This window comes from Pelagerythrobacter rhizovicinus (assembly GCF_004135625.1).
Taxonomy (GTDB): Bacteria; Pseudomonadota; Alphaproteobacteria; order Sphingomonadales; family Sphingomonadaceae; genus Pelagerythrobacter; species Pelagerythrobacter rhizovicinus.
In genome coordinates, this window is sequence record NZ_SDPV01000002.1 from 276,675 (window position 1) to 291,931 (window position 15,257).

The 15,257-nt window shown below is 66.6% G+C and carries 14 protein-coding genes; 11 read left to right on the forward strand and 3 right to left on the reverse strand.

Annotation, left to right across the window (positions count from 1 at the left end):
- Positions 1-24 precede the first annotated feature (24 nt).
- Positions 25-1,377, reverse strand: coding sequence for a sulfotransferase family protein (locus ETX26_RS09360; protein WP_225425692.1), 1,353 nt, complete (start codon positions 1,375-1,377; stop codon positions 25-27).
- An 88-nt stretch (positions 1,378-1,465) separates the two neighbouring features.
- Here ETX26_RS09360 and serS point away from each other — a divergent pair, with 88 nt between their 5' ends.
- The 4 genes from serS to ETX26_RS09380 all read left to right on the forward strand — a co-directional run bounded on the left by serS (position 1,466) and on the right by ETX26_RS09380 (position 5,463).
- A complete protein-coding gene (gene serS, locus ETX26_RS09365; RefSeq protein WP_129524438.1) occupies positions 1,466-2,740 on the forward strand; it encodes a serine--tRNA ligase in 1,275 nt (424 codons plus the stop codon).
- A 112-nt stretch (positions 2,741-2,852) separates the two neighbouring features.
- On the forward strand, positions 2,853-3,617 hold the full coding sequence (surE, locus tag ETX26_RS09370) for a 5'/3'-nucleotidase SurE (protein ID WP_129524439.1): 765 nt from the start codon (positions 2,853-2,855) through the stop codon (positions 3,615-3,617).
- The gene (locus ETX26_RS09375; protein ID WP_129524440.1) at positions 3,614-4,393 is read left to right on the forward strand and encodes a M23 family metallopeptidase; all 780 of its coding nucleotides are present in this window, start codon (positions 3,614-3,616) and stop codon (positions 4,391-4,393) included. Before surE ends, ETX26_RS09375 begins: the two co-directional genes overlap by 4 nt.
- A 68-nt stretch (positions 4,394-4,461) precedes the next feature.
- The gene (locus tag ETX26_RS09380) at positions 4,462-5,463 is read left to right on the forward strand and encodes a potassium channel family protein (RefSeq protein WP_225425694.1); all 1,002 of its coding nucleotides are present in this window, start codon (positions 4,462-4,464) and stop codon (positions 5,461-5,463) included.
- Here the strand turns inward: ETX26_RS09380 and ETX26_RS09385 are convergent.
- Positions 5,460-5,861, reverse strand: coding sequence for a DUF1761 domain-containing protein (locus ETX26_RS09385; RefSeq protein WP_225425799.1), 402 nt, complete (start codon positions 5,859-5,861; stop codon positions 5,460-5,462). The genes ETX26_RS09380 and ETX26_RS09385 overlap by 4 nt on opposite strands.
- 79 nt (positions 5,862-5,940) lie before the next feature.
- Here ETX26_RS09385 and rimO point away from each other — a divergent pair, with 79 nt between their 5' ends.
- The 7 genes from rimO to ETX26_RS09415 all read left to right on the forward strand — a co-directional run bounded on the left by rimO (position 5,941) and on the right by ETX26_RS09415 (position 14,654).
- Positions 5,941-7,320, forward strand: coding sequence for a 30S ribosomal protein S12 methylthiotransferase RimO (gene rimO / locus ETX26_RS09390; RefSeq protein ID WP_129524443.1), 1,380 nt, complete (start codon positions 5,941-5,943; stop codon positions 7,318-7,320).
- Positions 7,321-7,575: 255 nt separating this feature from the next.
- Entirely contained in the window at positions 7,576-10,371 is a 2,796-nt protein-coding gene (locus ETX26_RS09395) for a DNA methyltransferase (RefSeq protein ID WP_129524444.1), read from the forward strand.
- A gap of 4 nt (positions 10,372-10,375) precedes the next feature.
- A complete protein-coding gene (locus ETX26_RS09400; RefSeq protein ID WP_129524445.1) occupies positions 10,376-10,738 on the forward strand; it encodes a hypothetical protein in 363 nt (120 codons plus the stop codon).
- A complete protein-coding gene (locus ETX26_RS14305; RefSeq protein ID WP_165271743.1) occupies positions 10,729-10,899 on the forward strand; it encodes a hypothetical protein in 171 nt (56 codons plus the stop codon). The genes ETX26_RS09400 and ETX26_RS14305 overlap by 10 nt, the downstream gene beginning before the upstream one ends.
- Before the next feature lie 248 nt (positions 10,900-11,147).
- Positions 11,148-12,302 (forward strand): PepSY-associated TM helix domain-containing protein, encoded by a 1,155-nt coding sequence (locus ETX26_RS09405; RefSeq protein ID WP_129524446.1) that lies wholly within the window; start codon positions 11,148-11,150, stop codon positions 12,300-12,302.
- The gene (locus ETX26_RS09410) at positions 12,299-12,526 is read left to right on the forward strand and encodes a hypothetical protein (RefSeq protein WP_225425695.1); all 228 of its coding nucleotides are present in this window, start codon (positions 12,299-12,301) and stop codon (positions 12,524-12,526) included. The genes ETX26_RS09405 and ETX26_RS09410 overlap by 4 nt, the downstream gene beginning before the upstream one ends.
- 1 nt (position 12,527) lies before the next feature.
- The gene (locus ETX26_RS09415; RefSeq protein ID WP_129524447.1) at positions 12,528-14,654 is read left to right on the forward strand and encodes a TonB-dependent receptor; all 2,127 of its coding nucleotides are present in this window, start codon (positions 12,528-12,530) and stop codon (positions 14,652-14,654) included.
- Between the two features lie 10 nt (positions 14,655-14,664).
- On the opposite strand, the gene ETX26_RS09420 is transcribed toward ETX26_RS09415, so the two are convergent.
- Positions 14,665-15,240: an alpha-ketoglutarate-dependent dioxygenase AlkB gene (locus tag ETX26_RS09420; protein ID WP_129524448.1), complete on the reverse strand. Its 576-nt coding sequence runs from the start codon at positions 15,238-15,240 to the stop codon at positions 14,665-14,667.
- Positions 15,241-15,257 lie beyond the last annotated feature (17 nt).

The window sequence follows — 15,257 nt, forward strand, 5'->3', positions numbered from 1 at the left end:
GGCCGGCCACGGCCTCGCCCCCGTTCACGCCCGCGCCGAACGCGGCGCCATAGAACGGGGCCTTTCGCCCTCGATCGGAACGTCGAACGCGCGCACGTAGTCGTCCAGCCGCTCGCGAACATCGCCTTCGGCGAGCCCGAATTCGGCGAGGCTGTAGGTGTGCGGGTGGCGCTTGAGTGCGCGAGCGCGGCGCATATAGTCTTCCATCGCCGGCAGCGCGGGTTCGATATCGAGTTCGAGGAAGCGGTATACGCGCCGCATCGTCCCGTTCCAGTCGCGTTCCATGTCTTCGTACTGCACGTCGATCATGCGCTCGGGCCGTATCGTCTTGCGCGCCGCGCGCATGCGTTCGATCTGCAGCGCGGTCTTGCGCAGCCATTCCCGCCCCATACGCTCGGGATCGACATCGTCCGAGTAGATGATCGTCTGGTTCCAGGCGAGCGATGCTGCGCTGCCGACGACCTTGTGCGGATCGCGGTGGGTGAAGATCAGCCGCGCATCGGGAAAGACCTTCAGCAGTGCATCGAGATCGAGCATGTGCTGCGGCGTCTTGAGAATCCACGGCCGGATCGAGGAGACCTGCTGCGACCAGCCGACCAGCCGCAGCAGGTTGGCCATATGGCGGTAGGCCGGCACCGCGCTCTCTCCCTCGCACCAGCGCCCGTAGCTCGGCACCTGCCACTGCGCCTCGTGCTTCATCCCCCACATGCTCGCGACGAGCAGGCCAAGCTCCTCCTCGGGCTCGTAAGGCCCGGTGGGGTGGATCGAGAGCGTGCGCGGGTTGGCGAGGCGGGCGGCTTTCATGATCCTGCCCGCCAGGACCGGACGGAAATCCTCACGCCGGCCGTCGAGCACCTCCTCGAAATCGGACCGCGGCACCGGGCTGATAGTCTCGAAGCTGCGCATGTGGCTGAAGCGGCGGTCGCCCGCGAGCAGCCGGTGCAGACGCGTCGTGCCCGAACGCATCGGGCCGACGATCACGACGGGGCGCGGCATCGGGCGGGCGAGGATCTCGGGGTGCCGCTTGAACCACATCTGCGCCAGCAGCCGGTCGCGCAGCACGTGGTGGAACTGCTTCATCGCCGAGAAATCGCCCGCAGCGTTGAGCCGCGCCTCGCCCTTCACCGCGTCGAGCAGCGCCTCCATCGGACGTTCGAACCAGCGGTCGCCGAAGTCGTCGAGCCCGGTCGCCTCCATCGCCTGTTCCAGCAGATGGTCCTTTTCGAGCCGCGCCGGCGCGACCGTTCCGAGCCTGCGTCCACCGCGGATCGCCATGTCCATGATGTCGATGAAGGGTGTCCGCCGCGGGGGCCGAATGGTCTGGTTCTGCAATTCTCTCGCCCGAGCTGCGGAGTTGGCGGCCCGGATGGCTGCCAATCGTTCCGTGGGTTGTCTACCCCCAGGCCCCGAAATCCGTTCCCAACCTACTGGAAAAGGGCGCGCGCGTGCGGCATAGGCCGCGGCCATGCACGACATCCGCCTGATCCGCGAAAATCCGCAAGCCTTCGACGCCGCTCTCGCCCGCAGAGGGGTGGAGCCGATCGCCGAAAGCCTGCTCGCGCTCGACGCGAAACGCCGCGCCGTCACGACACGGATGCAGGAAGCGCAGAGCCGCCGTAACGACGCCTCGAAGGCGATCGGCCAGGCGATGGCACAGGGCGACAAGGCCAAGGCCGAGGCACTGAAGGCCGAAGTCGCCGAGCTCAAGCAGACCCTCCCCGCGCTCGAGGAGGAAGACCGCGCGCTGGCGGCAGAGCTCCAGGACGCCCTCGCGGGCTTGCCGAACCTCCCCGCCGACGATGTCCCGCCGGGCGAGGACGAGAGCGCCAATGTCGAGCTGTCGCAATGGGGCGAACGGCGTGAATTTGCATTCGAGCCGAAGGAACACGCCGACCTCGGCCCGGCGCTCGGGATGGATTTCGAGACCGGTGCGAACATCTCTGGCGCCCGCTTCACCTTCCTCCGCGGTCAGATGGCGCGGCTCCACCGTGCGCTCGGCCAATTCATGCTCGACCGGCAGACGGCCGAGAACGGCTACACCGAATGCGCTCCGCCGCTGCTCGTGCGGGACGAGGCGGCGTTCGGCACCGGCCAGCTGCCGAAATTCACCGACGACCTGTTCCGCACGACCGACGGCCGCTGGCTTATCCCGACTGCCGAGGTCAGCCTGACCAACGCGGTGCGCGAGCAGATCATCGACGAGGCGCAGTTCCCGATCCGCATGACGGCGCTCACCCCCTGCTTCCGCTCCGAAGCGGGCGCGGCGGGCAAGGACACGCGCGGCTTCATCCGCCAACACCAGTTCGAGAAAGTCGAGCTGGTCAGCGTCGTTCGCCCGGAGGAGAGCGAGGCGGAGCATGAGCGGATGACCGAGTGCGCCGAAGGCGTGCTCCAGGCCCTCGGCCTGCCCTATCGCAAGATGCTCCTCTGCGCGGGCGACATGGGCGCGACCGCGCGCAAGACCTACGACCTCGAGGTCTGGCTGCCCGGCCAGGGCGCATGGCGCGAGATCAGCTCATGCTCCAACTGCGGCGACTATCAGGCGCGGCGGATGAACGCCCGCTACCGGCCCGAAGGTTCGAAGAAGACCGAGTTCGTTCACACGCTCAACGGCTCAGGCCTGGCGGTCGGCCGCACGCTGGTGGCAGTGCTGGAGAACTACCAGCAGGAAGACGGGTCGGTCGAGGTGCCCGAGGCGCTGCGGCCTTGGATGGGCGGGGTCACACGCCTCAAGCCTTGATCCGTCATGCTGAACTTGTTTCAGCATCCATCCTGCCTCACACGCAGACGGACCAAGCGGGGAAATGGACCCTGAAGCAAGTTCAGGGTGACGGATCAGAGAAACGGCACCTATGAAAATCCTCCTCACCAACGACGACGGCATCCACGCACCGGGCCTCAAGGTTCTCGAGGAGATCGCGCGCGAGTTCTCGGACGACATCTGGATCTGCTCTCCTCACGAGGAGCAATCGGGCACCGGTCATTCGCTCACGCTCACCCAGCCCGTGCGCGTGCGGCGGCATGACGAGCGACGCTTCTCGGTCACCGGCACGCCGACCGACGCCGTGACGATCGGGCTGCGCAAGGTGATGGACGGGCCGCCCGACGTGATCCTCTCCGGCGTCAACCGCGGCGCCAACCTCGGCGACGACATTACATACTCGGGCACCGTCTCGGCCGCGATCGAGGGCGCGCTGGCGGGGATCCGCTCGATTGCGCTCAGCCAGGTCTACGCGCGCGAGGGGATGGGCGACGATGTGCCGTTCGGCGCCGCGCGCGAATGGGGCCCGCAGGTGCTCGCTCCGCTACTCGACGCCCCTCTGCCGAAGCGCACGCTGGTCAATGTCAACTTCCCCGCCCGGCCTCCCGAAGAGGTGAAGGGCATCCGCGTCGTACGGCAGGGTTTCCACGACTATTCGCGGGGAACCGTGGTCGAGGGACGTGACCCACGCGGCTACAAATACTACTGGTTCGGCCTGCAGGCGATCGAGCACACGCTCGACCACGGCACCGATCTGGAGGCGATCGACGAAGGGTACGTCGCGGTGACACCGTTGCAACTCGACCTGACGCATCATGCCTCGCTGGGCGATCTGGGCGAGCGCTACCCGGGATGAAGCGCCTGGCCCTGCTCGCGCTCGTGCCGCTGCTGGTCGCCGCCGGTGATCCCGCGACCGAGACGGAGCACGTCGTGACGGCCGGCGAGACGTTGAACGGAATCGCCAACCGCGCCGGAGTGCCCGCGACGGTCATCGCGGCGGCTAGCGGGCTGACGGAGCCTTACGTCGTGAAGGAAGGGCAGCGGCTCGCGATTCCGCGCCAGCGGGCCCACGTGGTCAAGGCCGGCGAAACCGGATTCGCGATCGCCATGCGCTATGGCGTGACGTTCGAAAACGTCGCCATGGCCAATGGGCTCGAGCCGCCCTATCGCGTACATCCGGGCCAGCGCTTGATCATCCCCGCCCTGCTCAAGGTGCCGCCATCCGCCACACCGGTACGGACCGAGCCCTATTTCCGTCCGCCGCACGACGGCGAAATCCTGCGCGGTTATGCTGTCCGCTCCGACGGCGGCGGGCACGACGGTATCGACTACGCAGTCCGTCCCGGGGACATGGTGCGCGCCTCCGCCAGCGGAACGGTGATCGAGGCGGAGACCGACGCGCCGCGGTTCGGCAGGCTGGTCGTAATCGATCACGGAACGGGCTGGTACAGCGCCTACGGCCACCTGGGCCGGGTCACGGTCGAAGTGGGCGATGTCGTCAAGACCGGCGAACGGATCGGAATTGCCGGCACGTCGGGGGAGGCGGAGAGTCCCGAACTGCATTTCGAGATCCGCCATCGTGGCCGGAAGGTCGATCCGGCCGACAAGCTGCGGGGCAGGAGCGGAGCGTGAGAGGGACTCACCTCTCGCGACGTTTCGCGCGGCCCCAGCGCACATATCGGGGCCCCCGTTTCCAGCCCTTGCGGCGCGCGCTCAGGGTTCCTGTCTGGGCGGACCTCGGCATCCGGGTCGGCGCGGCGCTGGCGCTCGTCTTCATCGTGGTTCTGATCCACTGGTGGGACCGCGAAGGCCTGGTCGACAATCTCGACGGAGAGGTCTCGTTCCTCGACGTCGTCTATTTCACGATGATCTCTATCACCACCACCGGTTTCGGCGACATCGCGCCGATCAGCGATCGTGCACGGCTGGTGGAGGCGGTTATCGTGACGCCGATCCGATTCATCGTGATCTTCATTTTCGTCGGCGCGGCATACGACTTCATCATCAGGCGCAGTTGGGAGAAATGGCGCATGGCCCGTATCCAGGAAAAGCTCTCCGGCCATGTCGTAGTGCTGGGATTCGGCGTGTCAGGTTCGGAAGCGGTTGCCGAGCTGATCGAGCGCGGAACCGATCCGCGGCACATCGTGGTCATGGATACCAGCGAGGAACGTCTCGCCGAAGCCGAGGCGCTCGGCTGCAATGTCATGGCGGCCGATGCGACGCGCGACGACAGCCTGATGGCCGTACGCATCACCGAAGCCGAGACGGTGCTGGTCTCCGCGGGACGCGACGATGCCTCGATCCTGATCGTGCTCACCGTCCGCCATCTCGCGCCCGAGGTGCCGATCACCGTGGTGGTGCGGGCGGCGGACAATGAACTTCTCGCCCATCAGGCCGGTGCGAACAACGTGATCAACCCGGTTCGCTTCACCGGGTTGCTGCTCGCAGGAAGCGTGCAGGGCATGCATATCGCCGACTACATGGCGGATCTCGCCTCCGTCACCGGGCGGGTGCACCTCGTCGAGCGGCCGGTTCTTCCCGAAGAAATCGGCAAGCCGCTCGACCGGCTCGCCACCGGCGGGCGCGGCCTGAGGGTCTACCGCAACGGGGCGGCGCTGGGCTTCTGGGAAACCGAGGCAGGGGCCTTGCAGGCCGGCGACGTGGTGGTCGAGATCCGCCCGACTGCCGAGAAGGACGCCTAGGCGAGCAGCCAGAACACGCCGCCCATGGCGAGATAGGCGGCAAGCCAATACCCGGCATCGATCAGCGCGACCCGCGTCGGCACGCGGATATGGCTGAAGCTGATCCACAGCGCCGGAATCACGAAGGCCAAGGCCAATCCGCCGGACATCATGAAATAGAGCCAGGGCCTCGTCGCCAAGGCGTCCGCTCCGATGCGCGCGAACATGTGGCCCATCATCACCGAGGTCAGCAACAAGAGGCCGCCGGTGATCGCCGCGACCCGTTCCGGGCGAGATCGCGCCATGATCTTCCCAGGCGCCACCTTGCGCGCCTTGGCAGGCCCGAACAGGGGGCCGAACCATGCGAAAGCAAGCAGTCCTGCCGCCAGTGCCGCAACGACAACCGCAATCCAGTTCACCGGACCCAAGACGTTTCTCCTTCGCCTTTTTCTTACACGGTAGCGCAAAGCGCGCCACAGGTGTAGGGCGCGCCGCGCAATGGCTTCCACCCCCTCCACCGCGATTCCCGGCCAGAAGAAGGTCGGCATGGTCAGCCTCGGCTGTCCCAAGGCCCTCGTCGACAGCGAGCGTATCCTCACGCGCCTGCGCGCCGACGGCTATGCGATGAGCCCCGACTATGCCGGCGCCGATGTCGTGCTGGTGAACACCTGCGGCTTCCTCGACAGCGCCAAGGAGGAGAGCCTGGCCGCGATCGGGGAGGCGATCGCCGAGAACGGCCGGGTGATCGTGACCGGCTGCATGGGCGAGGAAGCGGACGCGATCCGCGCCGCGCATCCGGCCGTCCTCGCGGTCACCGGCGCGCACCAGTACGAGCAGGTGGTGGAGGAAGTGCACCGGGCCGCTCCGCCGAGCCAGGGGCCGTTCGTCGACCTGATCCCCCAGCCCGACGTGAAGCTCACGCCGCGCCACTACAGCTACCTCAAGATCTCCGAGGGCTGTAATCACTCCTGCGCCTTCTGCATCATCCCGCAGCTTCGCGGAAAGCTCACCAGTCGCCGGATCGATGCGGTGCTGCGCGAGGCGGAGAAGCTCGTCGCGGCCGGCACGAAGGAACTGCTGGTCATCAGCCAGGACACCAGCGCCTACGGCGTCGACATCCGCCACGAGAGCCGCCAGTGGCACGGCCGCGAAGTGCGTGCGCACATGACCGACCTCGCCCGCGAGCTCGGCACCCTGCGCACGCCCGAAGGCCAGGTGCCGTGGGTGCGGCTGCACTACGTCTATCCCTATCCGCACGTCGACGCGGTGATCCCGCTGATGGCGGAGGGGCTGCTGACGCCCTACCTCGACATTCCGTTCCAGCACGCGAGCCCGAAAGTGCTGAAGGCGATGAAGCGCCCGGCGAACGAGGCCAAGGTGCTCGAGCGCCTGAAATCCTGGCGCGCGATCGCCCCCGACATGACCATCCGCTCCAGTTTCGTGGTCGGCTTCCCCGGCGAGACCGAGGAGGACTTCCGCTACCTGCTCGACTGGCTCGAGGAAGCGCAGCTCGACCGCGTCGGCGCCTTCCGCTTCGAGCCGGTCGAGGGCGCTGCGGCCAATGCCCTGCCCGATCCGGTGCCCGAAGAGGTCAAGGAAGAGCGCTACGCCCGGCTGATGGAAGTGACCGAGCGGATCAGCGCAGCCAAGCTCGGCGCCAAGGTCGGCCGCACGCTGCCGGTCATCATCGACGAGGTCGGCGAACCGGATGAAGACGGCGACCGCGGCGCCACCGGCCGCACCCAGGCCGACGCGCCCGAGATCGACGGCCAGGTCTTCCTGCGCAACGTGCCCGAAGCGCTCCGGCCCGGCGACTTCGTCGAGGCGCAGATCGAGGACGCCGACGCGCACGATCTTTACGGCGTGCCCACCGCCTGACCGTTGACACCTGCCACACGCTGGAACGGCTGAGTTCCGCCGTTCTCGGACTGCCGACAGCGCAAAAGTCACACCTCGTGTGACCATTCGAGAGGCTTTGTCCACGTAACCTGTGGGGGTGCGCGAACCTAAAAAAGCGCCCCATCCGGGGCTGCGAATCGGCGGTGTGGAAGAGCCGACGCGAAGCTGGCAAGCGCGCGGCGTGTAGGAAAATGGCTTGTTGCCAAGTTCTCTCACGATGGGAATAACCATCGCATGAGGTTGGGGTGGGACGAGATCGCGCGGCGCGCGAAGGCTTTCAGCGAGGACTGGAAAGACGCCCACTACGAGAAGGGCGAGACGCACAGCTTCTATAACGATTTTTTCGAGGTCTTCGGCATCAAGCGGCGCCAGGTCGCGGACTACGAGCGGCGGGTAAAGCTGCTGAACAACAAGCAGGGTTTCATCGACCTGTTCTGGCCAAAAACGCTGCTGATCGAGCAGAAGAGCAGCAATCTCGACCTCCGCAAGGCGGAGACGCAGGCGCTGGATTACCTCGTCGGCATCCACCCGACCGAACAGCCGCGCTTCATCCTCACTTGCGACTTCCAGACGTGGGTGCTGCGCGACCGCGATTCATCGGGCGACCCGCTGACCTTCAAGCTGGCGGACCTGCACAAGCACGTCACTGCCTTCGACTTCATGCTCGGCCGCCGGGTCAGCTTCGAGCGGCAGGAAGCGGTCACGATCAAGGCCGCCGAGCTGATGGGCCGCATCCACGATGCGCTGGAGGAAGGCGGCTATACGGGCCACAATCTGGAACGGTTCCTGGTCCGCCTGCTGTTCTGCATGTTCGCGGACGACACCGGCATCTTCCAGCCGAAGGACATCTTCCTTCAACTGATCGAGCACGACACCGCGCCCGACGGCAGCAATGTCGGCCGGGTGATCAACGAGCTGTTCGAAGTGCTCGATACACCCGAGGACCGGCGGCAGGCGAACCTGTCGGCGGAACTCAAGCAGTTCCCCTATGTCAACGGCGAGCTCTTCCGGGAGAACCTGCGCACGCCGGCCTTCACCAAGAAGATGCGCGAGGACCTGCTGGACTGCTGCCGCCATGACTGGTCTGCCGTGAGCCCGGCGATCTTCGGCAGCCTGTTCCAGTCCGTGATGGACGCGAAGGAGCGGCGCGCCAAGGGAGCACACTACACCTCCGAAGAAAACATCATGAAGGTCATCGGGCCGCTGTTTCTCGACGACCTGCGGGACGAGCTGGAGAAACTGAAGGCGCGCAAGACGGCCAAGGACAAGGCGCTGCTGGAGTTCCAGGCGCGCCTTTCGCGCCTCACGTTCCTCGATCCCGCCTGCGGATGCGGCAACTTCCTGGTCATCGCCTATCGAGAGGTTCGCAGGCTGGAGCTCGAGTGTCTTCAGGAACTCTACGGCAACCAGCGGATCGACGCGGAGCTGATGACCCGCGTCACGGTCGACCAGTTCTACGGCATCGAATACGAGGAATTCCCGGCGATGATCGCCGAAGTCGCGATGTGGATGACCGACCACATCGCCAACAATGCAATCAACGAGGCATTCCGGCTCAACTATGCACGCATTCCGCTGAAGGGCGGCGCGCATATCCGCCACGGCGATGCGCTGGAGATCGACTGGAACGAGGTGCTGCCGGCGGAGAAATGCCGCTATGTGATGGGCAATCCGCCGTTCGTGGGCGCGAAGTATCAGACGCAGTTCCAGCGCGAGCAGGTACGGCGGATAGCGAATCTTGGCGGCTCCGGTGGAACACTCGATTATGTCGCGGCGTGGTTCCTGAAGGCCGGGGCATACATCCAGCCCAACAAGCGCGTACGGATCGCCTTTGTTGCCACCAATTCGATCACCCAGGGCGAGCAGGTCGCGCAGCTCTGGCCTCTGCTGTTCGACCGCTACGGACTTGAGATCGCCTTCGCCCACCGAACCTTCAACTGGTTCAGCGAGGCGCGCGGCAAGGCGCACGTCCACGTCGTGATCGCAGGCCTGACGCACCGCGATTTCGAGCCGGGCGAGAAGCGGCTGTTCAGCTATCCGGACATCAAGAGCGATCCGGTGGAGAGCCGGCACGGCGCGCTGACGGCTTATCTGTTCGATGCAAGAGCGGTGGCAGACCGGCACCTCGTCGTAAAGGAGGAGAGTGCTCCGATAAACTCGGCACCACGTCTCATCAGCGGCAGCCAACCAATCGATGGTGGACACCTGATATTCGAGCCGGATGAACGACTTGAGTTCCTTGCAAAGGAGCCGGCCGCGAGGGACTGGATGCGCCGGTATATCGGCGCCGCCGATTTCATCAAAGGGGGTGAGCGGTGGATTCTCGCGTTGCAGGACATCTCACCGGCAGATTTGCGGCGGATGCCCCATGTGCTCGAGAGGCTCGCGCGGGTCCGAGAGTTTCGTAGCGAGAGTAAGCGAGTGAGCACTCTCGCGATTGCTGATCAACCAACGCGCTTCAATGTCGAGGCTATCCCGAAGGAGCCGTTTCTTGCGCTCCCAGAGGTCAGTTCAGAACGGCGTGACTACATCCCGATCGGTTGGCTTGAGCCGCCCAGCATCCCGAGCAATAAAATGCGCTTCCTGCCGGAAGCGACTGTGTGGGAGTTTGGCGTGCTTACCAGTAGGATGCACATGGCGTGGTTGAAGCACGTCGGAGGGCGACTTGAGAGCCGCTATCAGTACGGAATCGGGATCGTCTACAACACATTTCCTTGGCCCGGTGCCTCGCCCTCGCAGATCTCGAAAGTTAAAGAATTCGCGCGAGCCGTGCTCGACGCCCGCGCCGCGCATCCCGCGAGCAGCCTGGCCGATCTCTACGATCCCGACACTATGCCCGCCAACCTGCGCAAGGCCCACCGCGCCCTCGATGCGGCGGTGGATCGGCTCTACCGCCGCACGCCGTTCGACAGCGATCGCGACCGGGTCGAACACCTGTTCGGGCTCTACGAGCAAATGGTGAACCCGCTCCAGACCAAGGGCGCGGCGAAGAACAGGCGCGTGGCGCGCAAGGCAGCGAAGGCGAACTGACGCGGTGGAAACGACCGAGAAGATCGTCGAGGCCTACGTTCGCTACGTGAAGGGTTGGGCCACGATTCCGAACCTGCGCTGCGGCGGCCAGGGGCAGAAGGAAATCGACCTCTTCGCCATCAATCCCGTGACCGACGAGCGCTGGCATATCGAGACCAGCGTCTCGATTGCGAGCGGCTTCAGCAAGCTGACGAACGACTTCTATGAAGAGGGCGAACACAAGATCCGGGTCAAGGCGGCCACTGCGCGGCGCAAGCTCGGCTCCTTCATGGCTGAGAAGTTCGGGCATCCGGCGGTGTCGGCCAAGCTGGCGGAGTACGGCTGCCAGGAAAGCGGGCTGAAGCGCGCCATCGTGACGTGGGATTGAAGCCGGGAGTGCCGGAAGCGGCCAGGGAACTGGGCGTCGAAGTTTGGCTGCTGCCCGACCTGATGCAAGAGATCGCCGCCGAGGGCCGCAAGGGGAACAGCTACTTCGGCGACGACACCCTGCGAACTATCACGCTGTTTGCCCGGGGCATCTCCGCTTAATTGCCAGCGGCGATCACGTAACGCCTGCCGCCGAGTACTGGCCGCAGTTCCGCGACGTCGCGGCGCGTATCAACGAACTTCTCCACCGCTTCGACGAGGCCGACCATTTCGGGAGAAGTGCTCGCCGGCGGAAGTGTATTTGATGGATGGGAGAGACGAGCGCCGAGCCTATCGCAGGCCGCAGCCGCCGCTCTTATTGCAACTGATTATCATTGACCCACGCCGCCCCGCCTCCTAGGCGGCGGCGCATGCGGCGTAGCACCATCCGTGCCTGGTATCTGGTTCACAAGTGGAGCAGCATCGTGCCCACGGTGTTCCTGCTCATGCTGTGCCTGACCGGTCTGCCGCTGATCTTCCATGACGAGATCGAGGCGCTTGAGGGGGTCGATTACGAAACCGCCCTCCCCGGCGCGCCCTCGGCGGAGAGCGGGGTGCCGCTCGACACGATGGTGGCGACCGCGCTGGCGGAGCGGCCGGGCGAAGTGCCGCTGTTCATGGCCTTCAGCCAGGAAAGCCCGCTGCTGACCGTCACCACCGGCCCCAGCCCCGACGCGGCGGGGGAGGACATGACGCTGCTGTTCTTCGACCGCGCGACCGGCGAATCGCTCGGGCCCGCGCCGGGCGGCGGGGTGATGGACTTCCTCCTCCAGCTCCACACCGACATGTTTCTCGGTCAGCCGGGCATGTGGCTGCTCGGGGCGATGGGCGCGCTGTTCGTCGTCGCGCTGATCTCGGGCACGGTGCTCTACGCGCCGTTCATGCGGCGGCTGCGATTCGGCACTCTGCGGATGGACCGCAGCCGCCGCGTCGGGCGGCTCGACCAGCACAACCTCGGCGGGATCGTGATCCTCGCCTGGGCGCTGGTCGTCGGCGGCACCGGCGTGATCAACGCCTTCGCCGATCCGCTGACCGACGCCTGGCGCGAGGGCGAGCTGGCAGCGATGACCGCCGAGCATGGCGGCGCCCAGGCGGTCGCGCCGGCCGACTATGGCTCGCTCGATGCCGCGATGGCCGAGGCGCAGGCGGTTCTGCCCGGCCGCAACCCGCAGTTCATCGCCTTCCCCGGCGGCGGCTGGAGCACCGCGCGCCATTACGCGGTGTTCTTCCAGGGCGACCGGCCGCTGACCCAGCACCTGCTCACCCCCGCGCTGATCGACGCCGAAAGCGGCGAACTGGTCGACGCGCGCGCCATGCCCGCGCTGAACCAGGCGTTGATGATGTCCAAGCCGCTGCATTTCGGCGACTACGGCGGGCTGCCGCTCAAGATCGTCTGGGCACTACTGACGCTGGCGACCATCTGGGTGCTGTGGACCGGTGTGCTGCTCTGGTGGCGCCGCAGCCCGGGCGCGATCGAGCGGCGCGTGACGGAAATCGATGGCGGAGCAGAAGGGCGGCTCGCGTGAAGCCTTTCGCTGCCCCGAGAACCTCCCGCACCAGCCGGGGCCTGGCAGGCATCTTCGCGCTGCCGCTCGTGCTGTTCGCCGCGAGCATGGCCGGGCTCGTGCTCGGTCTCACCGGCGACGGCGCACCCGATGTCGCCGCCTGGGTTCTGCTTTCGCTTCCTCTCCTCGCGGTTCTCGTCGCCTGGCGGCGGCGCGGCCGCCGTTCCTCCCAACGAAAGAGCTGACATGACCGTTCGTTACGCCTTCACGGCCTCCGCCCTCGCGCTCGCCGCCACTGCCGCGCCCGCTCTCGCGCAGGACAGCGCCGAGGAGATCGTCGTCACCGCGCAGCGCGCCAACGCGACCGAGGTCACCAACGGCGGCGATGCCGGCGTCCTGGGCAACAAGCATGCGGCAGACCTCGCCTTCTCGATCCGCAGCTTCGATGAATCGCTGATCCTCAACCAGCAGCCGCTGACGCTGGGCGAAGTGCTCGACAACGATCCGACGGTGCGCACGACCTACGGCTTCGGCAATGCCTCGGAACTGTTCGTGATCCGCGGCTTCCCGCTGTTCGGCGACGACGTGGGCGTGAACGGCCTCTACGGCATCGCCCCCCGCCAGATCGTCGCACCCGAGCTTTACGACAGCGTGCAGGTGCTGAACGGCGCGAGCGCGTTCCTCAACGGCGCAGCGCCGGGCGGGTCGTCGCTCGGCGGGTCGGTGAATCTCAAGCTCAAGCGCGCCGGATTCGACCCGCTGACGCGCGCGACGCTTGGCTACACCTCGGGCGCCCACTTCGGCGGCAGCTTCGACGTCTCCCGCCGGTTCGGCGACAACGGCGAGTGGGGCCTGCGCATCAACGGCGCCTACCGCGACGGCGAAACCTCGGTCGACCGCGAGGACCGGCGGACGCAGGTGATCGGCGGCGCGCTCGACTACGACGGCGGCAATTTCCGCGCGGCGCTCGACCTCGCCTACCAGAACGTGCGGGTGGATTCGCTGCGGCCCAAGGTGACGTTGGATCCCAACCTGACCGCGATTCCCCGCGTGCCCGACGCCGATGCGAACTACGCGCAGGACTTCACCTATACCGAGATGCGCGATGTGTTCGGCACGCTGAGCCTCGAATGGGACATCGCCGACAACGCGCTGCTCTATGCGCGCGCCGGTGCCCGCGACGGGCGCGAGGATGGCATCTACAGCCGTATCACCCTGACGGATGCGGCAACGGGCGCCGCGACCGGGGCTGGACTGATCGTGCCGCGCACCGACAACAACGAGGCGGCCGAGGCCGGCATCCGAGTCAACCTCGGCGAGACGGTGACGCACGAGTTCAACTTCGGCGGCAGCGTGAACTGGCAGACCAACCGCAACGCCTTCGATTTCCGGGACAATTTTGCCACCAATCTCTACGACACCCCGCAGGTGGCACTGCCGCCCTCGACGGTCGCGCCGTGGAATCCCGGCGGCGATCTCGACGATCCCTTCCCGATCGTGAAGAGCCGCCTGTGGAGCGCCTTCGCCTCCGACACGGTCGGACTGTGGGACGAGCGCGTGCTGATCACCGGCGGCCTTCGCATGCAGACGATCCATGTCGAGAACTACCTCGCCGCCAACGGCCAGCTCGACACGGTGTACGACAAGGACGCAATCACCCCGGTCGTCGGTGTGGTGTTCAAGCCGCTGCCTTACGTCTCGCTCTACGCCAACCGGATCGAGGCGTTGCAGCAGGGCGCGGTTGCGCCGCTGGAGAGCGCGCTGGAGAACCGCGGCGAAGTGCTCGCCCCGCGCAAGTCGACCCAATACGAGGCCGGGGCCAAGCTCGCGCTGGGTCGGTTCCTCTACGCCGGACTGGCGTTTTACCAAATCGAACGGCCAGGCGACGGCACGATTACCGAACCCGATGGGACGCAGCGCTATGGCTATATCGGCGAGCAGCGGCATCGCGGGATCGAGTTCACGGTCAACGGCGAACCCGTCGAAGGTCTTCGGCTGATCGCGGGCCTCTCGACCATCGACGCCGAGCTAGAGGGCGGCGCTGACGTCGCGGGCGTCCCCGGCTTCACCGCCAATGCCAACGTGGAGTGGGATACGCCATTCGTGCCGGGCCTGACGCTGACCGGGCGCATGACGCACACCGGCAAGCAATGGGCCGATACGGCGAACACGCTGCGTCTCGACGACTGGACCGTGTTCGATCTCGGCGCGCGCTATGTCGTCGCGGCCGGCGGCGCCCCGGTCACGCTGCGGCTGACGATCGATAACGTGGCCGACAAGCGCTACTGGGCTTCCGGCTTCGATGCTTTCAGCGCCGCCCTGCTCCAGGGCCGCCCTCGCACGGTGAACGCGTCGGTCTCGGTCGACTTCTAGCGCCCGAACTTCAACGCAGCGTCCGCAGCGTCAGAGAGCGGCGGGTGACGGCCATGGGGGCGATCGAGTGCTCCCATGCCTCGCGCGCCTCGCCCCTCAGCAGGTAGAGCGAGCGCGGCGGCAGCTCGATGCTGCGGCGTTCGAAGCCCTGCGCCCTGCGGCGGCGCAGGCGCAGGACCGCAGGCGCCGAGAGCGAGAGGCCGAGGACCTCACCATACTGCGGCCGGTCGCGGTGCCAGCCGATGCCTGCGCCGGGATCGTAGCGGATCAGCAGCGCCTGCACGAAATCCTGCGGATCGCGGCCGGCGAGCGGTGCGAGACGCATCCGCAGGGCTTCGATCCAATCCGGCAGCGGCGGTGCCTCGGCCACTCTGCCGCGCTGGTAGTCGTAGGCCGATCCGTAGTTCGCCGTCAGCCGCTTGCCGCGCCACTGGCCGAACTGGAACGGCTCGAGCGGGGCGGCATCGATCCGCTCCTCGAGAGCGCGCTCCTCCTCGGCGCCGATCGCATCCTCGACCAGCAGCATGCCGGGCACCGGCGCCACGGCCTGCCCTTCGGGGGCGAAAAGGTCGCGCTGGAAACCCATGGCGCCTATATGGGTGC